The organism is Pseudoalteromonas sp. BSi20495, assembly GCF_000241185.1.
In the GTDB taxonomy this organism is placed as follows: Bacteria; Pseudomonadota; Gammaproteobacteria; order Enterobacterales; family Alteromonadaceae; genus Pseudoalteromonas; species Pseudoalteromonas fuliginea.
In genome coordinates this window covers 73,594-95,196 of sequence record NZ_BADY01000159.1, presented here as the reverse complement: position 1 = coordinate 95,196, position 21,603 = coordinate 73,594, and the positions used below count along the sequence as shown (strand labels likewise).

Annotated in this window: 20 protein-coding genes; 4 read left to right on the top strand and 16 right to left on the bottom strand. The window is 38.6% G+C overall.

Translation table 11 applies throughout. The features are described 5' to 3' along the window. Nucleotides 1-19: 19 nt before the first annotated feature. Nucleotides 20-178 carry a YqaE/Pmp3 family membrane protein gene (locus P20495_RS21750; RefSeq protein ID WP_002957822.1) on the bottom strand — a complete coding sequence of 53 codons (159 nt, stop codon included), beginning with the start codon at nt 176-178 and terminating at the stop codon, nt 20-22. Between the two features lie 64 nt (nt 179-242). Next, nucleotides 243-809, bottom strand: a complete 567-nt coding sequence (locus tag P20495_RS02070) for a BON domain-containing protein (RefSeq protein ID WP_007376001.1) — start codon at nt 807-809, stop codon at nt 243-245. A 316-nt stretch (nt 810-1,125) separates the two neighbouring features. Between P20495_RS02070 and P20495_RS02075 the strand changes: the two genes are divergently transcribed. Then, entirely contained in the window at nt 1,126-1,791 is a 666-nt protein-coding gene (locus tag P20495_RS02075) for a LiaF domain-containing protein (RefSeq protein WP_008138898.1), read from the top strand. Nucleotides 1,792-2,112: 321 nt separating this feature from the next. Here P20495_RS02075 and P20495_RS02080 read toward each other — a convergent pair whose 3' ends face one another. Further along, complete coding sequence (locus tag P20495_RS02080) at nt 2,113-2,529, bottom strand: VOC family protein (RefSeq protein ID WP_008138897.1); 417 nt, start codon at nt 2,527-2,529, stop codon at nt 2,113-2,115. A 234-nt stretch (nt 2,530-2,763) separates the two neighbouring features. On the opposite strand from P20495_RS02080, the gene suhB reads away from it, so the two are divergent. After that, nucleotides 2,764-3,567, top strand: a complete 804-nt coding sequence (suhB, locus tag P20495_RS02085) for an inositol-1-monophosphatase (RefSeq protein ID WP_007375998.1) — start codon at nt 2,764-2,766, stop codon at nt 3,565-3,567. A gap of 121 nt (nt 3,568-3,688) precedes the next feature. Here the strand turns inward: suhB and P20495_RS02090 are convergent, their stop codons facing one another. The 7 genes from P20495_RS02090 to queA all read right to left on the bottom strand — a co-directional run bounded on the left by P20495_RS02090 (nt 3,689) and on the right by queA (nt 12,063). Next, entirely contained in the window at nt 3,689-4,498 is an 810-nt protein-coding gene (locus tag P20495_RS02090) for an ABC transporter substrate-binding protein (RefSeq protein WP_007375997.1), read from the bottom strand. Nucleotides 4,499-4,515: 17 nt separating this feature from the next. Continuing rightward, complete coding sequence (locus P20495_RS02095; RefSeq protein WP_008138895.1) at nt 4,516-6,300, bottom strand: bifunctional diguanylate cyclase/phosphodiesterase; 1,785 nt, start codon at nt 6,298-6,300, stop codon at nt 4,516-4,518. A 132-nt stretch (nt 6,301-6,432) separates the two neighbouring features. Beyond that, complete coding sequence (gene secF / locus P20495_RS02100) at nt 6,433-7,380, bottom strand: protein translocase subunit SecF (protein ID WP_008138894.1); 948 nt, start codon at nt 7,378-7,380, stop codon at nt 6,433-6,435. A 9-nt stretch (nt 7,381-7,389) separates the two neighbouring features. After that, nucleotides 7,390-9,249, bottom strand: a complete 1,860-nt coding sequence (gene secD, locus P20495_RS02105; RefSeq protein ID WP_008138893.1) for a protein translocase subunit SecD — start codon at nt 9,247-9,249, stop codon at nt 7,390-7,392. A 19-nt stretch (nt 9,250-9,268) separates the two neighbouring features. After that, a complete protein-coding gene (yajC, locus tag P20495_RS02110) occupies nt 9,269-9,607 on the bottom strand; it encodes a preprotein translocase subunit YajC (protein WP_007375993.1) in 339 nt (112 codons plus the stop codon). A 26-nt stretch (nt 9,608-9,633) separates the two neighbouring features. Further along, nucleotides 9,634-10,761 (bottom strand): tRNA guanosine(34) transglycosylase Tgt, encoded by a 1,128-nt coding sequence (gene tgt / locus P20495_RS02115; RefSeq protein ID WP_007375992.1) that lies wholly within the window; start codon nt 10,759-10,761, stop codon nt 9,634-9,636. A 270-nt stretch (nt 10,762-11,031) separates the two neighbouring features. After that, entirely contained in the window at nt 11,032-12,063 is a 1,032-nt protein-coding gene (queA, locus tag P20495_RS02120; RefSeq protein ID WP_008138892.1) for a tRNA preQ1(34) S-adenosylmethionine ribosyltransferase-isomerase QueA, read from the bottom strand. Between the two features lie 185 nt (nt 12,064-12,248). Between queA and P20495_RS02125 the strand changes: the two genes are divergently transcribed. Both P20495_RS02125 and P20495_RS02130 read left to right on the top strand, forming a co-directional pair. Continuing rightward, nucleotides 12,249-14,765: an EAL domain-containing protein gene (locus tag P20495_RS02125; protein ID WP_007375990.1), complete on the top strand. Its 2,517-nt coding sequence runs from the start codon at nt 12,249-12,251 to the stop codon at nt 14,763-14,765. Between the two features lie 200 nt (nt 14,766-14,965). Next, complete coding sequence (locus tag P20495_RS02130) at nt 14,966-15,178, top strand: hypothetical protein (protein ID WP_007375989.1); 213 nt, start codon at nt 14,966-14,968, stop codon at nt 15,176-15,178. 18 nt (nt 15,179-15,196) lie between these two features. On the opposite strand, the gene P20495_RS02135 is transcribed toward P20495_RS02130, so the two are convergent. The 6 genes from P20495_RS02135 to pstA form a co-directional block, all read right to left on the bottom strand. Further along, a complete protein-coding gene (locus P20495_RS02135; protein WP_007375988.1) occupies nt 15,197-16,123 on the bottom strand; it encodes a hydrogen peroxide-inducible genes activator in 927 nt (308 codons plus the stop codon). Nucleotides 16,124-16,205: 82 nt separating this feature from the next. Beyond that, entirely contained in the window at nt 16,206-17,474 is a 1,269-nt protein-coding gene (locus P20495_RS02140) for an inorganic phosphate transporter (RefSeq protein ID WP_008138891.1), read from the bottom strand. Between the two features lie 39 nt (nt 17,475-17,513). Next, on the bottom strand, nt 17,514-18,191 hold the full coding sequence (locus P20495_RS02145; RefSeq protein ID WP_007375986.1) for a TIGR00153 family protein: 678 nt from the start codon (nt 18,189-18,191) through the stop codon (nt 17,514-17,516). A gap of 150 nt (nt 18,192-18,341) precedes the next feature. Further along, complete coding sequence (gene phoU / locus P20495_RS02150) at nt 18,342-19,043, bottom strand: phosphate signaling complex protein PhoU (RefSeq protein WP_007375985.1); 702 nt, start codon at nt 19,041-19,043, stop codon at nt 18,342-18,344. Nucleotides 19,044-19,089: 46 nt separating this feature from the next. Next, nucleotides 19,090-19,917: a phosphate ABC transporter ATP-binding protein PstB gene (pstB, locus tag P20495_RS02155; RefSeq protein ID WP_008138889.1), complete on the bottom strand. Its 828-nt coding sequence runs from the start codon at nt 19,915-19,917 to the stop codon at nt 19,090-19,092. A 27-nt stretch (nt 19,918-19,944) separates the two neighbouring features. Further along, nucleotides 19,945-21,594 (bottom strand): phosphate ABC transporter permease PstA, encoded by a 1,650-nt coding sequence (gene pstA, locus P20495_RS02160; RefSeq protein WP_008138887.1) that lies wholly within the window; start codon nt 21,592-21,594, stop codon nt 19,945-19,947. Nucleotides 21,595-21,603 lie beyond the last annotated feature (9 nt).

Here is a 21,603-nt window from a genome sequence, read left to right as displayed (position 1 = left end):
TAATACAAATAACACAACGTTACTTTTTAGCAATAATATAAATGGCGTGTATTAACCCTGGGAAATAACCTAGCAGTGTTAATAAAATATTTAACCAAAAATGCATACCTAAGCCTACTTGCAAAAATACACCTAGTGGCGGTAATAAAACTGACAATATTATACGAATGATATCCATAACTTAACTCCTTTAAAATTAAAAAACAAAAAGCCCAGATTCACTGGGCTTTGAGTATAGTGCATTATTCAGCAACGATAGATAATTTATCTACCACGTCGCGCACATCTTCAGCATTTTTGGCAATTTTAACCGCTAGCTGTTTTTCAGCTTCAGATTCTACAGAACCGTTTAGAGTTACAATACCGTTATCGGTATCAACATCGATGTCTGTACCACCAACTTCTGAGTCAAATAGGAAGCGCGTTGTGATTACGGTGGTGATTTTAGCGTCTGTTAGGTCGTTGTCACCATCATCCATCATGTCTTTGTCTGTGTTTTTGGTATCCATGTTTTTTACAACAGTCAGGCTGTTTTCAACATCGGATACGCCATCTAGGCTAAGTACAAGCTCTTCTGCTAACTCTTTTTCAATTTCGCTATCAACTTTACCTGTAAGTACTACCTTGCCATTTTTTACATCAGTGTTAATGTCAAAGTTGTTTAGATTAGTGTTCATAAGTAGCACTGTTTCTGCCTTACCATCAATCCAAGCATCTTTACTTTCGTTTTCCCAGCTGTTTGCTTGGGCACTCATAGCCGTAGTACCAAGAACTAAAGCCGCGATAATAGATTTGTTAAATGTTTTCATAATCTTTCTCCTTTTGATTAAAGACACTTTAACTAATGCGAACTTTAGGCCAACTAAATTTAACATTTAAATTCAATGGGTTGGAAATTTAAATCAACTAATCTCATGTTATAGCCGTGTAACTATTTACAGACTCATCGGTAAAACTTTCTCACATTGTGAAAATAGCTAGATAATTGCAGTTTTGGTTAATCTATCGTTAATATAACAAAACTAAAAACAGACTGAAAAATTAAGCCTCTGATAATTATTGAAATTATATTTGGTACGCCGTTTGCTTACTCACCACCAATAGTAAATATAATAAGGAATACCCATGTCTGTAAAAGTTGAAGACCGCCCAATAGAGCAAGTACGCGAACAAGTGATAGATCAATTAATTTATAATTACAGCCATGGCGTTATTTCAGTGGATGCATTTGAAAGACGCTTAGATGAGGCTATGGATGCAAATAGTAATGAAGCTTTGTTAATCCTAGTTGAAGACTTAACACTTAATACCGATCAGCAATATAAAGCAGAAAAACAATCGCAATTTACTCCACATTATAGTGCACAGCAAAACAGCGATGATGATTTTACGCTACGCAGCATTTTGGGTTCTAACGAGCGCAGTGGTCAATGGGTTGTGCCAAAAAATATATACTTAACCAATTTTATGGGCTCTGTAGTGCTTGATTTTACTGATGCCATTTTTACCCATCAAAATGTAACGATTCACGTTAACTGTATTTTTGGTAGCGATGAAATTTATGTACCAGAGCATGTAAATGTAGTCTCTAAAATGTTTTGTATTTTAAGCAGCCTTGAAAACAAGTCGGTATCGCTTAACAAGCGCCAAGGACCCACTATTCATATTGAAGGTAAAGCAGTAATGGGGTCGGTTGAAGTTAAAATAAAACGCACCATAAAAGAGAAGTTTATGAGCTTTGCAAACGAGCTAAAAACACAACTTGGCGTTAATAATAACCGCTCATTATAATTTATCTAGCAGCGCGTTAGAGTCGATTGACCTTTAAGGTCAGATATTGCCTTAATTAGGTGCGTTTAATTGCTGCCCGAGATTTGTAACCTAAATAACCTGAACTCTGGATAATAAATCTATCTCAAGCAACTATTTTCAGTGCTAACTGCAGTCCTAGGTAGAGCCTTTCGTTAGCCTGTGTTTGGCATTTATACGTTGTTATTACCTATTTATAGGGAATAAGCACACCACATAGGTGTGTTCTACTAAAAACCAAACACACGGCTTAAAATTCAACTTCGAAAGATAAATAAGCCTAAGTTACTGCCTGACGTTTTATTATAAATCGTTATTTCGCTCGCTTGGTATATCACTTAAATATTCTACAAACTCTACTTCAAATCCAGCCGGATCGATAAAATAAACATTTTTTCTAAATGGGTTGTCACCGCCTTGTTTATCTATTTTAAAACCAACTTGTTGCAAACGCTTTACTACTGCATCTAAATTTTGAGTAACGTAAGCAAAGTGCGCTAAACCTAATTGATGGCCTGCTAAATCTCGGTTTTCACCTTCACCATGATCGCTCATTGCAATATATTGTGTGTCATCACCAAAATGCACCCAGCGCCTTGGTTTACCATGCCAAGTGCCCCTACCTTCACTTCGGATTGACCAATGAGGGAATACCGCTTGATAAAATTTAATCATATCCTCAATATTATTAACCACTAAATTGACATGTTCTAAATACATAATGTGTCCTTCTTGATTGAGTATGCAAACACAATAAAACCTCAAGTTAACTTTAGGTAAAGTGGTTTTTTAGATTTATTTAAATTTTATACAGCCGCAAATATATATGCAGAACAATAAAGTATAAAAAACACACAAAAGTATTTAGGGTTTATTGTTTACTTTATGGCAGAAATCGCTAAAATACGCCGGCTGAAATATATAAACGTTCTTTTACAACCCAAAGGTAACTCCATGCATCCAATGTTAAACATTGCGGTTCGCGCTGCGCGTAACGCAGGCAAAATTTTACTTCGCGCAAGTGAAGATTTATCAAAAGTTGAAGTGCAACAAAAAGGCGCTAACGACTTAGTAACTAACATTGATAAAGAAGCTGAAGCCGTAATTCGTGACACTATTTTACAATCTTACCCAACTCACTCGATTGTTGGTGAAGAGTTAGGTGAGCATAAAGGCAAGGATGATGATTACCAATGGATTGTAGATCCTATCGATGGAACAACTAATTTCATCAAAGGCATCCCTCATTACGCGGTTTCTATCGCACTTAAAGTTAAAGGTCGTTTAGACCAAGCTGTTATTTATGATCCAATTCGTGGTGAGCTTTTCACTGCTTCTCGTGGTCAAGGCACTCAACTTAACAGCAAACGTCTTCGTGTAAGCAAAACTACCGTTCTTGCGGGCACTGTACTTGCTACTGGTTTCCCTTTCAAAAATAAAAACCACATGGATGCATACACTGAAGCGTTTAAAGCATTGTTTGTACACACTGCTGATATTCGTCGCGCAGGTTGTTCTGCACTAGATATGGCATACGTTGCAGCGGGTCGTGTTGATGGATTTTTTGAAATTGGTTTAAAACCGTGGAATTCTGCAGCGGGCGAACTAATGGTTAAAGAAGCCGGCGGTATGGTTGTAGATTTTGCTGGTGGTAATAACTATAGCCACAGCGGTAATATCATCTGTGGTTCACCAAAATTGACTCAAGCGATTATTCGTGAAATTCGCCCAGTATTAACTGAGTCGTTACTTCGCTAATTTAATGCTACTAATACTAATCTGCATAAGTATTTGAACAATTTAACGAATTAAATTTCCCTACCTAAGTAGATTGGTACAACAGTATACTAAAAAGGAGCTCAGGCTCCTTTTTTTGTGTCTAAAAATAAGGGTTATCAAGCTTAAGCTCTATTGTTTTACCTTTTGTGTAAGGTAATGAATTAAGCTCTGTCGCGAAATACTCATAAAATAGCGCATCAAATTCACCATTTTTTTGCATGATTTTAAGCCCTTTTTCAATCGCTTGAGCCAGTTCGGGTTTATTTTTTGAGACAAAATAATAAAGCCCAGTTGGATAGCTAATGTATAAATCTGGCACTATTACTAAATTCTTATCTTTTAAATCCATAAGCTCTGAATTAACTTCGATGAATGAGCGCGGAAAATAATCAATCCGCCCCTGACTTGTTAATGCAAACATCGAGTTTAAATTAGAAAGTGGCCTAACACTTAGTCCATTGTTAACTAATATCCGCATGTCAGGCCAATCATGACCTTGCACTGCAATAAGCATTGATAATTGCTCAACAGAGGTAATACCTTTAAATTTATCTACATTTTTTGTATTCGTAAGCAGTGCTCTTTTACCAATATACCCTTTAAATAAAGGGATTTTAATTGCAATCGCCAACGACTCTCGCTCAGGGCTACTCATACTCCAATATAAATCAAGGGCGTTCCCATCAAGTGCCATAAGATTTCGTTGTTGATGAGGGTGAACTGGCACTAAATTTATTTCAGCTGAGTAATCGGCTCTTATAAGTGCTTTTGAGAGTAATTCATTGAGGTAGTCGTCACGCGTAAAATGCGAGTGTTGATCTTGAGGGACATTAATAATATTGACTTCGCTTGCTATAGCACTACACACAAACAAGCTTACAACGCTAACCAGATACTTAAATGGCAACATAATAATCACCTACTTTGTTAAACTACCTTTTTACTATTTGCTAAACGCACCACCGCTGGTGTAGGCCTTCTTCGCTTACAGATAAAAAGATAGCTATGACGGTATCGTTTGGCCTCTTTTTTAGCATCAGTCGCTAATGCAGCTACTTGATGACTATTTTTACACTGTTGTAAATCAGGTTCAACCAAACCAATCGATAAGGTCAGTAAAGGGACAAATTGCTTTTCACCTTCGCGATTTGTAGCCCAGTATCCCTTGCTTTTAATATGCTCAGGAGTAAAAAATAGCTGTGACTGCAATTCAAACCGTTCAATAATTGTATTGCAAATTGTAACTGCATCACTTTGGTCAAACACAACCATAAAGTCATCACCGCCAATATGTCCTACAAAGTTAGCACTGTTTGTGCAAGCTTGCACTGTTACATCAGCTAATAATTTAATTACACTATCACCGCTGGCATAACCATATAAGTCATTAAATTGTTTAAAGTGATTTAGGTCTATATAAGCTAATGAAAATTTTAACTTATTACGCAGCCTTTGCTCTATAGCTTCATTTATAGCAACATTACCTGGTAGCATAGTAAGCGGATTAGCGTGCTGTGCGTGGCGAATTTTTTCTTCGGTAATATGTTTTAAAATATCTCTCAGTGGCGCTAATCCCAAGTATTTATTATTGCGTGTAATAACTATATGCCTGCGTATATCAAAATCCTGATCTGTTATTTGCTTACTTACGACATCAAGCATTTGATTCTCGTCAACGACTAATGGTTGCTTGTCCATTAATTCTGTAACTGGGCGTTTATCATAAAGTGCGTGCCCGTAGGGGGCCGCAAATACTTCCGTTAGCTGATCTTTATGAAGTAAACCAATTGGCTGGTCATCTTGATTTAATACTGGGATACTAATAATTGATTTGTCTTGCTCAAATAGCTTGTGAGCATCCTTACAGCGTGTTTCGCTATCAATTGCTGACTGAGTTAAAGCAAGATACCCTATTGCCATTGATTGCTCACAGAGCGCCTTTGCTTTAAATGTTAGTGCTTGTATTTGCTCAGAACTAAAGTCATAACTTGGTCGTAAACTGGGCCTTTCGAGTAAAAATCCCTGTACGTTACTAATGCCTAAGCTCTCAACTAACGCCAGCTCCTCCGGACGCTCAATACCTTCTGCAATAACGGCTGTATTAGTTGCTTTAGCAAGTATAGTGATTGATTTTAAAAACTCTTTTTTAACGTCACTCTCATCACAAAAATCAATAAAATAGCGATCTATTTTTACAAAATCTGGACATAACTCAGACCACTGCTTTAACCCTGAGTAGCCAGCGCCTAAATCATCAATAGCAATGGTAAAACCAAGCTCTCGATAATGAGCAATTGTTTTTAAAAGTAAAAACCCATCATCAACTTTCTCTTGCTCAGTAACCTCAATCACAACTCTGTTCGCAGCTAATCCAAATTGCTCAATTAAATGCAACGTTTCGCCTTTGGGGTGACACGGATCGAGTAAAGTTTTAGGGCTTACATTTAAAAAGAGCTTGCCTTGGAGGTTTAATTTTACAAAATTTTCGATTGCTTTAGAGCGACATAATAATTCAAGTTCTGAAATTAATGCATGCTGATGAGCCACTTCAAATAACTTATTCGGCATTTCAAGTGGACTATTTTTAGGACCGCGACTGAGCGCTTCGTAACCAATAATACTTTGATTAGATATATTAAAAATAGGCTGAAATAATGTCGTTATTTCAGCATTATTTAAAATATACTCTAAAACTTTGTGTTGTACGGTCACGTCGGACTCTAATTATAATTTGATAAGAATAATAAAGTAGCAAGCCTGTATTACAATTTTATTGCACTGAAATAAACGCCACGCAATAAAAAACCGCTCAACAGAGCGGTTTTTTTAACAGTTACACAACCATTACGGCATAGCGTCTTGGTCTGCACCTTCTTTTTCAATTACTTCTGGTATTAAATCTTCTTTGCTTACGCCCATTGCAAGTGCAACAGAGCTGGCAACATAAATAGAAGAATAAGTACCAATAAACACACCAAATAACAATGCAGTTGCAAAGCCATGAATAGTTTGTCCGCCCCATGCAAACAAGGCAATCAATACTAAAATAGTGGTGATTGATGTTACAAGTGTACGGTTAAGTGTTTGGGTAAGTGAAATATCAATAATTTCAACTGTGTCGTCAATGCGTACTTTACGGAAGTTCTCACGAATACGGTCCGACACAACAATGGTATCGTTAAGTGAATAACCAATTACCGCAAGAATTGCCGCCAATATAGTTAAATCAAACTCTAAACCTAATATAGAAAACAAACCTACAGTAATAATAACATCGTGTAATAGTGCACCTACCGCACCCACAGCAAAGCGCCATTCAAAGCGAAATGCAACATAGATTAAGATACAAATAAGCGCAGTTAACATGGCTAGGCCACCCTGCTCTTTTAAATCTTCACCAACACTTGGGCCAACAAATTCAATGCGGCGCATTACTACGCTGCCGTCTGCTTTTTTAAGTGCGTCGATTACTTGGTTACCAATTACTTCCGCTTTTACATCGCTACCGCGTGGCGCTAAGCGAACTAAAATCTCTTGGCTTGAACCAAACAATTGTACCGAAGCATCAGCAAAGCCATTTTCAGCTAGCGCATCACGTACTTTTTTAAGGTCAGCAGGTTGTGAAAAACCAACTTCTACAGCAGTACCGCCTGTAAAATCTAAACCAAAGTTTAAGCCTTTAACAAAAATTGATGCAAACGACGCTAAAATTAGTAACGTCGAAAAACCCATAGCCACTTTTCGAAGAGACATGAAACGAAGGGTTCTACTACCCAAACTTAAAATTTGCATGTCTGCTCCTTAAATCGAAAGTTTATCAATGCGTTTACCACCAACAAATAAGTTGATTACCGCACGGGTACCAACGATGGCTGTAAACATTGAAGTTAAAATACCAATCGCAAGTGTCACTGCAAAGCCCGCAATCGGACCTGTGCCCACTGCAAACAGTATAATGGCAGCAATTAGTGTCGTGATGTTGGCATCAAATATAGTGCTAAATGCGCTATCGTAACCAAAATGAATCGCTTGTTGAGGACTACGACCATCGGCCAGTTCTTCACGAATACGTTCAAAAATAAGTACGTTAGCATCAACCGCCATACCAACTGTTAATACAATACCGGCAATACCTGGTAGCGTAAGTGTAGCGCCTGGAATTAAAGACATAACGCCAACAATCAGTACTAAGTTAGCCGCAAGCGCAAGGTTTGCAACCATACCAAAGCCTTTGTAGTACACAAGCATAAACACCAGTACAAACGCAAAGCCAAGTGCAACCGCAGTCATACCCGCTTCAATATTTTCTTGTCCTAAGCTTGGACCTACTGTGCGCTCTTCAACAATTTGAATTGGCGCTACAAGTGCACCAGCACGAAGTAGTAAACTTAAGTTATGTGCTTCTGCTGGATTATCAATGCCGGTAATACGGAACGAGCGATCAAGACGAGCTTGAATCGTTGCCACGTTAATAACTTCTTCAACTTTAATAGGTGGAAGTGCTTTACCGTTAGCATCTTTTTTACCTGATGGCTTGTATTCGATAAATACCGTTGCCATACGCTTGCCAATAGCCCGTTTGGTAAAGGCATTCATTTTTGCCCCACCTTTGCTATCTAGCGTAATACTTACTTGCGGACGTTGGTATTCATCAGCGCCAGATTGCGCGCCCGTAATATGGCTGCCCTCTAAAATAATACGCTTTTTAAGTACAACAGGGTAACCGTCGCGGCTCATGATCATTTCAGTACCCGCTGGAATACGACCTTGGGCAGCAGCACTTGCATCGGCATTTTCGTCTACTTCACGAAATTCAAGTGTTGCTGTCGCACCTAAAATTTCTTTAGCGCGTGCTGTATCTTGAATACCGGGTAGTTGAACAATAATACGCTCAGCGCCTTGGCGTTGTACGTTAGGCTCTGCAACACCAATTTGGTTGATACGGTTACGAATAATCGTTTCATTTTGCTTGATAGCGTAGTCACGAATTTCTTTGAGTTTTTGCTCACTCATTGTTGCAAAAAATGCTTTATCGTTGCTGCTATCATCAATGTAAACGTTTAGTGGGTAGCGAGTTTCTAAGAAACTTTCTGCAGCATTTTTGTCTTCTTCGGTACGCATTTCTACACGCATACGTTCAGAGCCAGCTACACGGCGAACACTACGGTAACGTAGTTTTTCTTCGCGCAGATCACTGCGAAAATCTTGTTCCATTTGCTCAAGTTGGTTATCAACCGCTGTTGCCATGTCGATTTCCATGGTGAAATGAACGCCACCACTTAAATCAAGGCCTAACTTCATTGGGTTGCCACCAACCGCTTTTAACCAAGCTGGTTGAGCAGGTGCCATATTAATAGCAGAAATGTAATCATCACTAAGCGAATCACGCAGTAAATCTTGCGCTTTTAACTGCTCTTCAACATTTTTTAAACGAACTAAAATTTGTCCATCTTCAAGTATTGTCGATTTAGCGGTTACATTATTTTTTTTGAGGATTTCGTTTACTTTGTCTACAACACTGAGATCAACATCAGCACCTTTAGCACCTGAAACTTGTATAGCCGGATCGCGACCATACAAGTTTGGAGAAGCATATAAAAGGCCAATGGCTACCACAGCTAAAACAAGTAAATACTTCCAAACCGGAAACTTGTTTAACACGGTGTCGTCCTTATTATTTTTATAGCGACTTCATTGTGCCTTTTGGCAATACTGCAGATACAGATGATTTTTGCACTGTTACTTCTGCTTGCTCATTTAAAGAGATAACGATGAAATCTTTATCTTCAGAAATTTTAACTATTTTACCTACTAAGCCACCTTGAGTTAGCACTTCGTCACCTTTAGCCATCGCATTCATTAGGCTTTTGTGTTCTTTAACACGATTAGCTTGTGGGCGATAAATCAAAAAGTAAAAAACTAAACCAAAAATAGCTAACATAATTAGCATTTGCATAGTGCCGCCGCCTGCCGCTGCTGCGCCTGTACTTGCTTGTGCGTTTGAAATAAATAAACTCATGATACTTCCTCTTTAATTTTTAAAGTTTAATTTTTTATATCTGCTAGCTCTGGCACATCTTGGCCTCGGCGAGCATAAAAATCTTTTACGAATTCTTCTAATTTACCTTCGCTAATTGCATTGCGTAAACCTTCCATAACACGTTGATAGTAACGTAAATTATGAATTGTGTTTAGTCGCGCACCTAAAATTTCATTACATTTATCAAGGTGATGCAAATAAGCTCGTGAATAATTCCCACACGTATGGCAATCACACTCAGGGTCAAGTGGCCCTGTATCTGTTTTATGCACTGCGTTACGTATTTTAACCACACCTGTGGTAATAAATAAATGACCATTACGTGCATTACGCGTTGGCATAACACAGTCAAACATATCAATGCCTCGGCGAACCGACTCAACTAAGTCCTCTGGTTTGCCTACACCCATAAGGTAACGAGGTTTGTCTTCTGGCATTTTAAACGCACAATGATCAAGAATGTTCATCATTTCGTTTTTAGGCTCGCCTACTGATAGGCCACCTAATGCATAACCGTCAAAACCAATGTCTTCAAGACCGGCTTGTGATTGTGCACGTAATTCTGGGTACATACCACCTTGAATAATACCAAACAAAGCAGATGGGTTGTCGCCATGACCTTCTTTAGAACGCTTAGCCCAACGAAGAGATAGCTCCATAGAATCTTTAGCTTCTTTTTCAGTCGCTGGATACGGCGTACATTCGTCAAATATCATTACAATATCTGAACCTAAATCGCGTTGTACTTCCATCGATTTTTCAGGTGACATCATAATTTCATCACCATTTACAGGTGATTGAAATAATACGCCCTCTTCAGTGATTTTACGCATTGCGCCTAGGCTAAATACCTGAAAACCGCCTGAGTCAGTTAAAATAGGGAAATCCCAGTTCATAAAGTCATGTAAATCACCATGCTGCTTAATGATCTCAGTACCTGGGCGAAGCATTAAGTGGAAGGTATTACCTAAACAAATTTGTGCACCAGTCGCTTTTACTTCATCTGGCGTCATACCTTTTACAGTACCGTAAGTACCAACAGGCATAAATGCAGGTGTTTCTATTACACCACGGTCAAAAATCAAGCGGCCACGGCGCGCTTTTCCGTCAGTACGGTCTAATTCAAATTTCATATCATCCTCAATGTCAGAAAAACAGTCCAACAAGCTATAATTTAACCGCTTGATTCTACCCTTTTTGACCAGCCAATACTATTAGCTGCGGTAAATTCAATACTGATAACTTCATTCAAATAAAAAACCCCAGCAACTTAACTGGGGTTTGTAATCATTTTTACTGATAATTTAATACTTAACCTGAACCCTGGATAATAAGTCTGTCTCAAGCAACTATTTTCAGCGCTAACTGTGTTGAATTTACTTGCAATAGGGCCAGTTACTTAACTATTTACGTGTTAAAAACATCGCGTCGCCATAACTAAAAAAACGATACTGCTGTTCAATTGCCGTGTTATACGCACCCATAATGTTGTCTTGCCCGCTAAAGGCGCTCACTAACATTATAAGCGTTGATTCCGGTAGGTGAAAATTAGTAACCATGGCATCCACTACATTAAACTGATAACCCGGATAAATGAATATATCTGTATCACCAAAGTAAGTGTCTAGCTTGCCACCATGTACTTTTGCTGCAGATTCTAATGAACGCACTGAGGTTGTACCAACGGCAATAACGCGCCCACCTTTCGCTTTAGTTTTTGCAACAGCCGCTACCACATCTTCTGGCACTTCAATGTATTCGGAATGCATTATATGATCGTCAACACTGTCAACACGCACTGGCTGAAAAGTACCTGCACCAACATGCAAGGTAACAAAAGCCATTTGCACGCCCTTACCCTTTAATGCAGCCATTAACTGTTTATCAAAATGTAAACCAGCAGTAGGCGCTGCCACTGCCCCTGGTTTTTCACCATAAACTGTTTGATAGCGCTCACGATCTGCCTCGTTATCAGGACGGTCGATATAAGGCGGTAATGGCATGTGTCCAATGTCGTTTAATATATCAAGTACGTTTTGACTGTGATCAAATTCAAGCTCAAATAACGTGTCATGGCGTGCAACCATTATTGCCTTGGCCTTACCTTCTAAAATAACTTCATTACCAGGCTTTAATGATTTGCTAGCACGGACATGTGCAAGCACACGATGTTCATCAAGTACGCGTTCAACTAATACTTCAACTTTACCACCTGATGCTTTTTGACCAAACATGCGTGCAGGGATTACTCTGGTATTATTAAAAACCAGTAAGTCGTTTTCATTTACCAGTTCAAGTATGTCACTAAAGACTTTGTGTTCTACACTACCACTAGGCCCATCTAGGCTAAGTAAACGACTACTCGTACGATCCGGCTTAGGAAAGCGAGCTATTAATTCATCAGGTAAGTCAAAGCTAAAATCAGCTACGCGCATAGTTAGTAATCCACATCATTTAAAATCGCGCCAAGTGTATATCTATCGCCTATCAAGCTCAAGAAATCCCCTTATATTCTGCAAAATTGAAGTACGCAAGCCTACGAATGACCATTAATTTTCTTGTTCTTCAATCAAAAAATCACTATTCTTATTCGGTTAAATAAATATGGGTTGAGAAATACGTGGTAGAGCAACTTAAATTGCTAATATTAAACGCAAGTCGTGCTGAACGCCTTACTATTCGTGCCACTTTAGAGAGCCTGAATGTTTTTGCTTTTATTGAAGTACAAGACAGCCAACAAGCTTTAAAACTATTAAAGCAACAGCCTGTTGATATTATTATCACGGGCCTCAATGTTGGTAAAATAGATGGTTGGCGCTTTTCACGGATGATCCGTTCGGGTTTATTAAAAACACCAAAGAATACGCCGATACTACTCATCCCTCCCATTTATTGTGAACGCATCGCAGAAACAACTGCGCGTAGTTATGGTATTGATGCCGTACTGCCTTTTGAGCAACAAGACATGCTGCCACAGGTTTTGGCTAATGTGCTGTCGACACATTTAGAAAAAAGTAGCCGCTTAAACCTCTTATTACTTGAGCCACTGCAAGATAAAGCCAATGATATTAGCGCACAACTAAAGCTAAACTTTGCAATTACACATACAACAACAAGCAAAGAAGCGCTAAACGCTTACTACCAGCAAAAATTTGCCATCGTACTGTTAGATGCCACAGCCGCAAGAGCTGAAACGTCGAGTGTTTTAGTAGAAGAAATTTTGCAACATAACCCAAAACAGGCAATTGTAACAATTATAGATAATGATGATGCAAATTATGCAGAGCAGCTCTTATTATCAGGTGTTACCGATTTTATTCGTGCCCCCTACGACCCTTCTTTTTTAAATAAAGTATGTGACCACGCAGCACGTCGAGAAGACTTTATGGTCAGTTATGCTGAATTCGCCAACAAAGTTGAGCAATTGAGTGTAAGTGAAGTGAAATATAAAGAGTTATTCTCAGCCCACCAACGCATTCTATTACACTTAAATACCGTGGTACTTGAACTTGATCAACTAGGTAAAATACGCTTTATAAATCCAGCTTGGGAAACACTAAGTGGGCATGGCGTAAAACCAACACTGCAAAAACCTTTAACCGCATTTTGTATTAATGAATGCCAAGAAAAATTACAAAATACGATTTGTGATATTTTAGGGGGTGGTGAAAATCAGCAACAAGTAGAAATTAAGTTACAGCACAAAAATGGCACTCAAATTTGGGTAGAATGCAGGTTTCAACTGATCAAAAATAGTCGTAATACAGCAACAATTACCGCCACAATCGACAATATTCATGAGCGAAAGCAAGCTGAATTACAGTTACGTCATTTAGCGCATCACGATCCACTTACAGGCTTACATAACCGCTATTATTTTGATCAACAACTTAATCGTATCTGCCAACCAAAGCACACTTTCGATGATATAGAACATGCTATTATTTATATCGATCTTGATCACTTTAAAATAATAAATGACAGTAAGGGCCACCATCAGGGCGATATTGTCTTAAAAGAAGTGGCTCAACTGTTTAAAGACAATATCGGTGATGAACACCTTGTTTGCCGTATTGGCGGTGACGAATTTGCTGTTATTTTAACAAACATGAACTTATTAGAAGCGCATTTAGTGGCCGAAGGTGTTTGCATCGCAATTGAACAACATACTTTTAAATCAGAGGATCAAGTTTATACAATAAGCTGCTCTATTGGCTTAGCTCAAATTACATCTAAAAATTGCGATCCCAATGAATGCTTAAAACAAGCCGACATCGCCCTATATATAGCTAAAAATTTAGGTCGAAATTTAGTCCACTGTTATTCAAAAGAAGACTCGCAAAATAAGACATTGCAAACAGGTTTGGAATGGGGTCACGAAATCCGCCAAGCATTACAACAAGATAATATAGAGCTTCATTATCAGCCTATTTGGGACTTCAAACAAAGTAAAGTTGCTTACTTTGAAGTACTACTACGATTAAAGCTCAATGATAAACTTGTGTACCCCAATCAATTTATTCCATCGCTTGAAATGTTAAACGATACATTTTTGATGGATCAATGTGTTATTCGTAACACGCTTGCTTGTGTTGAAAAACACCCAGAATTAAATCAAGTCGCAATTAATCTATCAGCACAATCATTTTTAGATGAACGATTACTGCCGCTTATAGAGTCAAGCTTAGAAAAATATCAAGTATCACCTACTCGTATTATTTTTGAAATTACTGAATCTGCAAGTATTAATAATCTAAAAGCAACACGTAAGATGATTGAGAAGCTCAATAGCTTAGGTTGTCACTTTTCTATAGATGACTTTGGTACCGGCTTTAGTACTTTTAATTATTTAAAGCAGCTTCCCGCACAGCATGTAAAAATTGACGGCTCATTTGTACGTGACATGCTTAACGACCCCATCGATTTAGCGTTAGTAAAAGCAATTAATGATATAAGCCGGTCACTCGATAAGCGTTCTGTGGCTGAGTATGTTGAAAATAAAGATATATTTTTTGCACTAAAAGAGATTGGTGTGGACTACGGACAAGGCTACTTTATTGCACGTCCTATGGCGGTTGAAAAAGTAAAGACGGAGCTTGAAAATATTTTAAAAAATAAAGTTTTTTACCAACAATAACCTAGCTCATATTAAGCATTAATAAACAATTTTAAGCATTTTATTACTATCATTATTATCTTTTTTACCTATACTTTCCTCATCACAATACGAATGTCACGTTATTTAAAGGATTACGCTTAACAAACATGACATTACCTATTGCAAATACAGAACCCTAAATCACGGGCTGTTTTAAAATAAGGTTTGAGGAGATAAATATGACGCAATTGATTATCTTATTACTACTTATTCACTTTGCAATAGCGTATCAATGCTATCGATACGCGAGCATAAAGGGCTACCCAATTCGAGTATTTACAGTATTAGGTTGCATGCCTTATTTTAATTTAGTGGTGTGGATCTATTTATTATTTTTACCGGAGCTAGAACCTTTTGAACACCATAACCATGATCAAAAGCAGCCTCTTTAGGCTGCTTTAACATTTAAATCACTTTGTTTTATTAAACTCCAAACTACATTGGCGTTGTAAAAACACCTCAAGCTGCTGACTAAATAATTTAAAGTCGCGGATTCGTCCCGTTGTTTTACGCCACAATATACCGATATCACGGTATGCGTCGCTTTGCGATGGTGTCGCTGTCATATTTTTATTATCTAAAATTCCTGCATTAATTGCCATTTGCGGTAAAAAAGTCACGCCAAGTTGATGTTCAACCATGCTAAGCAAAGTATGCAAGCTTGCTGCTTCAAATGGATTAATACAACTAGCACGATTTAAGTGACACGCACTAAGCGCATGCCCTGTCATACAATGCTCACGCTCCAGTAAGAATACACTCGCATCTGGTAGCAAATTAAAGTCCTCTACCCCCTTTGCAGGCATATATTCTTTATGATGCACTAAGCTAAAATGATCTTTTGCCAAAATTTGAGTATGAAACTTATCCGTTTCGTATGGTAAGGCTAATAGCGCTAAATCAATATGACCATGCTCGAGCTTGTCGAGTAGTTTATCGCTCGTGTCTTCTATCAATACCAGCTCTAAGTCGCAAAAAGTTTGTTTGCAAAAGTGATAGAGCGGCGCAGCAATAAAGCTCGCTATAGTCGGTATTACACCCACGGTTAACTTACCGCTGAGGGGAGTTAAGAAGCTTTTAGTCAGCTCTTTTAAGCTAATTGTATCATTAATTATTTTACGAGAACGCTCTACAACTTCTTCGCCGATGCTGGTAAACATAAGGCTGCGATTTTCTCGCTCGATGAGCTGACAACCAAGTGTTTCTTCAAGGTTTTGAATCGCACTACTTAAAGTGGATTGACCTATAAAGCACGCGCTCGCGGCACGCCCAAAGTGTTGATGTTGATGAACAGCTAATAAATACTGTAGCTGTTTGATGCTTGGAAGATTGGTCATTTTTTCTTTCCACAAATAAAAAGACCCCAACACCTAGGGCGTTGAGATCTTTTCAAGCTAAAAGTCTTTAAGTACTTTTTTGTTAAACCCCAAAAGCGGTTCTTAGTACGTAGAAAATAACAATAGCAAGGGCAGCACCAACTGGCAACGTAATTACCCAAGAAACTACAATGTTTCTGATTACGCCCATATTAAGTGCTCCAATTCCACGTGCCATACCTACACCTAATACCGCGCCAACTAAGGTCTGAGTAGTAGAGATTGGCATACCAGTACCTGATGCAATAACAACCGTTGAAGCAGCAGCTAGTTCAGCAGCAAAACCAGGGCTAGGCGTTAAATGTGTAATGCCTTCACCAATCGTTTTAATTACTTTTTTACCTAAAATAGCAAGACCTGCCACAATACCAAAACCACCAAGCGGTAGAATCCACCATGCAATAGCGGCTTTCTTAGCAATTTCACCATTGTTTTCAACAATGTTTACAACAGCAGCTAGTGGACCAATAGCATTAGCAACGTCATTAGAACCATGGGCGAATGCCATACAACATGCAGTTAATACCATTAATACAGCAAATACTTTTTCAACATTGTTGAACTGCATTTGCTTATCCGCTTGAGGATCAATCTTCAAACGAGAAATAGCAATTTTACCAATAATACCCACAATAACCGCAATAGCGATAGAAAGTGCATAGCCTTCAACAGCACCTAAATCTATGCCAACATGCTTTAAGCCTTTTTTAATTGTAACTAAAGCCATAATAAAGCCTGCTAGACCCATATAAAGTGGTACATAACGCTTAGCATTTTTAAGTGGAGCGTCTGTATCAAAAATAAGCTTTTGCGCACTCATAAATATTAAGTATGCAATAAAGCCTGATATAGCCGGTGTTATAATCCAACTACCAACAATACCACCTACTTTATCCCATTGGATTGCCTCAGTACCAACAGCAACTAAAGCAAAACCAATGATTGCGCCAATGATTGAGTGAGTAGTTGATACCGGCCAACCTAGGAACGAAGCCATTAATAGCCATGTTCCGGCTGCAAATAAAGAAGCAATCATGCCCAGAACCATAAGCTCAGGAATATCTGCAAATGGTGCTGCATCAATAATTCCTTTACGGATTGTTGATGTAACCTCACCACCTGCTAAGTAAGCACCTGCAAATTCAAAAATCATCGCAATAAAAATTGCTTGTTTGATTGTAAGCGCTTTAGAACCTACTGAAGTACCCATAGCATTAGCAACGTCATTCGCGCCAATACCATAAGCCATAAAAAAGCCGACTGCTGCGGCAATTAAAATTAATACCGTGCCGTAAGATGCAATGATATCCATTGTGTAACCTTAATCTTTCGTAATTGAACTGATTTTAAATTAACGAGCTAACATCAGCTCAAGACGTGATCCTACGCGCTCTGCAATATCTGCAAGCTCGCCAACCCACTCAATGATTTTGTATAAAAACATTACATCAATTGGATTTAGCTCACCTTCTACAACTCGCAGTTGGCGACGTACTTTTATTTGCATTTCATCCGTGTCTTGTTCTATCGCATCCAATTCTACTAGCATTTTTTCTACTAAGGTCACTTCGCGACCTTTAAAACCAGTTTCTAGCAATTCTTCTAACTCATTAATTGCTTTAGATGCTTGTTTAGTTGCATCGACACAACGAGTTAAATAAGCAAGAAAATCAACTTGCATAACTTTAGGAATGGTCATTTCACGACCAATCACACGTCCAGCAATGTCTTTCGCTTTATTAGCAATTTTGTCTTGTTGGGTTACTAATTCGAGCAGATCTGTACGCTCTACCGGCATGAATAATCCACGCGGTAGCTGTAAACGTATATCTCTTTTCATATCATCGGCTTCACGCTCTAAATTACGAATAGTGATACGAAGCTCTTCTGCTTGTACCCACTCTTCTTTAAATACGTGATTAAAAAAAGGTATCAAAGCTTTACTTGCTTGATGAACCTTCTTGATGTGTTCTTCCATAGGTTTGATAGGAGATTTTGCAAATACTCCTAAAAACGCGTTTGTAGGCATAACTGACCCTTTAATCAAATTGATATGCTTTGCAGCATGAATTTTACAGCATTCACAACGATTGTGAATGCTTTTTATTGCTTCACTTGTGCTAACAATGCACAAAGCGACACAAGGCCGCTTTAATACAAAAGAATGAAATAATTAAATTTATAGAGATTTTTCTATATCTTCTTGAGATGTATGACGAATATCTTTGCCATTTACGAAATATATAATATATTCCGCAATATTTTGGCAACGATCTCCGATACGCTCAAGCGAACGCACAGACCATACTAAGTCCATAATTTTCGGGATTGAGCGAGGATCTTCCATCATATAGGTCATTATTTGACGTGTAATGGCTTCATACTCTCTATCTACCTTTGCATCTTCCTTGTGAACCTGAAATGCACGTTGTACATCCATACGCGCAAACGCATCAAGCACATCATGAAGCATTTTTAATACTTGGCGACCCATATTTTCAATATTAACTAATAAATCTTGCTGATCTTTAGTAAATGAATCCAATGCCACTTTTGCAATGCGCTTTGCTTCATCGCCAATACGCTCTAAATCAGCAATCGTTTTTGCAATTGCAATTACTAACCGTAAATCACTGGCTGCTGGCTGACGACGAGCAATAATGCGAGTGCACTCTTCGTCAATGTTCACTTCCATAGCATTTACTTTGTAATCGTTCTGACGCACCTTTTGAGCAAGCTCTGCATCGTTACGACTAACGGCGTCAAGTGCGCTGCTTAGTTGTTGTTCAACGAGGCCTCCCATGCTTAATACATGGTTGCGTACATTTTCTAGCTCTTGATTAAACCGGCCAGAAATATGCTTATTAATATTATGTTCCATAATTGCCTTCTCTCTTAATCTTATACAACACGTTATAACGGGCTAATTAACCGTAACGACCGGTAATGTAGTCTTCGGTCTTTTTCTTAGTTGGTGTTGTAAATAAGGTATTAGTATCTGAATACTCAATCAATTCACCCATATACATAAAGGCTGTTTGATCAGACACTCGCGCTGCTTGTTGCATGTTATGTGTAACAATAACAACGGTAAATTTGTTTTTTAAATCGTTAATAAGCTCTTCAATTACCAACGTTGAAATTGGATCAAGCGCTGATGTAGGCTCATCTAATAGTAACACTTCTGGCTCAATCGCAATTGAACGAGCAATAACTAAACGTTGCTGCTGACCACCCGACAAACCAAACGCACTATCGTGTAATCTGTCTTTTACTTCATCCCACAATGCTGCACCACGAAGCGACTGCTCTACTACTTCGTCTAATTTACGTTTCTCTTTAATACCTTGTAAGCGTAGTCCATATACCACATTCTCATAAATAGATTTAGGAAATGGGTTCGGACGCTGAAATACCATGCCTACGTTACGGCGAAGTGCGGCTACATCAACACTTTTATCATATATATTTTGCCCATGAAGTAATATCTCACCTTCAATTCGGCAAATATCAACCAAATCATTCATGCGGTTGATACAGCGCAGCAATGTTGATTTACCGCAACCCGATGGGCCGATAAACGCGGTTACTTGACCTTTAGGAATGTTCATATTCACTTTATTAAGTGCTTGCTTATCACCGTAGTAAAGATCGAGATTTTTAATCTCTAACGCTTTTTGATCGTCAGTTAAGTTTTCTAAATCTAACTTCAAGCCTATATTTGCTTGGTTTACTTGTGGAGCGACTGTAATCATGTTTGTTACCTATAAAATCTTTACAAATTAGTGTTCAAGCGATCTGAATTTTTCACGTAAATGATTACGTATACCAATAGCCGTTATGTTAAGCGTAATAATCACCGACACTAATAAAAAGGCCGTTGCGTATACCAGCGGACGCGCCGCTTCAACATTAGGACTTTGGAAGCCAACATCGTAAATATGAAAACCTAAATGCATGAACTTTCTATCTAAGTGAAAGTACGGGAAGTTGCCATCCAGTGGTAATGTAGGTGCCATTTTCACAACGCCCACCAACATTAGCGGTGCAACTTCACCTGCAGCACGTGCAACTGCCAATATTAAACCGGTCATAATTGCAGGACTTGCCATTGGAATTACTATACGCCATAACGTTTCAACTTTTGTTGCGCCAAGTGCGAGTGAACCATCGCGCACAGTGCTAGGAATACGAGATAAACCCTCTTCAGTCGATACAATAACAACAGGTAAAGTCAGTATAGCGAGCGTTAACGCCGACCACATTACACCAGGTGTACCAAATACTGGGGTTGGTGAAGCTTCTGGATAAAATAATTGGTCTAAGCTGCCACCTAACATGTATACAAAAAAGCCAAGGCCAAATACACCGTATACAATTGAAGGCACACCCGCTAAGTTAATTACCGCGATGCGAATCATTTTAGTGATAGCATTTTTAGCGGCATACTCGTGCAAATAAATTGCAGCAACAACACCAAACGGCGTCACGATTACAGCCATCAACATAACCATAAACACTGTACCAAATATAGCAGGAAAAACGCCGCCTTCGGTATTTGCTTCACGTGGGTCATCAGATACAAACTTACCTAACTGTACAAAGTAGTGCCCTAACTTTGCAAAAAAGCCCATGTCGTTTGGAAACCAAACATCGAGTACTTGGTACATAGGAATAGTAACAATTTCACCGCGCATATCTTTTACGGTTACGTAGTCACGTTTAGCTTGCTTACGTAGTGCAAATAAATCTTTTTCAAGTACACCATACTCTGCACGTAATTCAGCACGTGCTTGAGCAAGCTCAGCAACACGTTCATCAGTTAATGCGTTATCGAGTAAGTAGCCCTTTTCTTTTAAACGAAGACGCTCAAGCTCGTAGTTAATATGGCCTATATCGCCATTTTGTAAATCGAGTGCCTCATCGTTTAAATCAACAGCCCGTTCAACAAGCTCATGTAGTGCTTCTATTTTGTCGCCATTAACCGGTTGACCGTCTTTAATAACGTTTTGCACATAACCATAAAAGTTACCGTTTTTACTACGCTCAAATACTGCAAGCGCCGCTGGTGCTGTTTTATTTGTTATGTCAGTTTCTAATATCCAACGAAAATCTAAATCTACGTATTCCCGATTACCCGTTTTTATCAGTAAACGTTCAAACTCTTCTTTATCGAATGCAGATACATCAATACCCGTTGCCGTCAAACGCTCTTTAGGAACAAGTTCACGATCGTAAATTTCACCTATTACGGTTTGTTTTGCAATTGACCCTTCAAGCTCAAACTGTACAACTTGAGAAGGCCAAAAAAAACTTAATCCCTTCCAGGCTATCATTGCTAGGATACCTAGCACTGAAATTAAACTGATGCTCACTGCACCACCGGTCATCCAAATCCAAGGAGAACCAGACCTAAACCACTGCTTTATCATGTCGTGTCT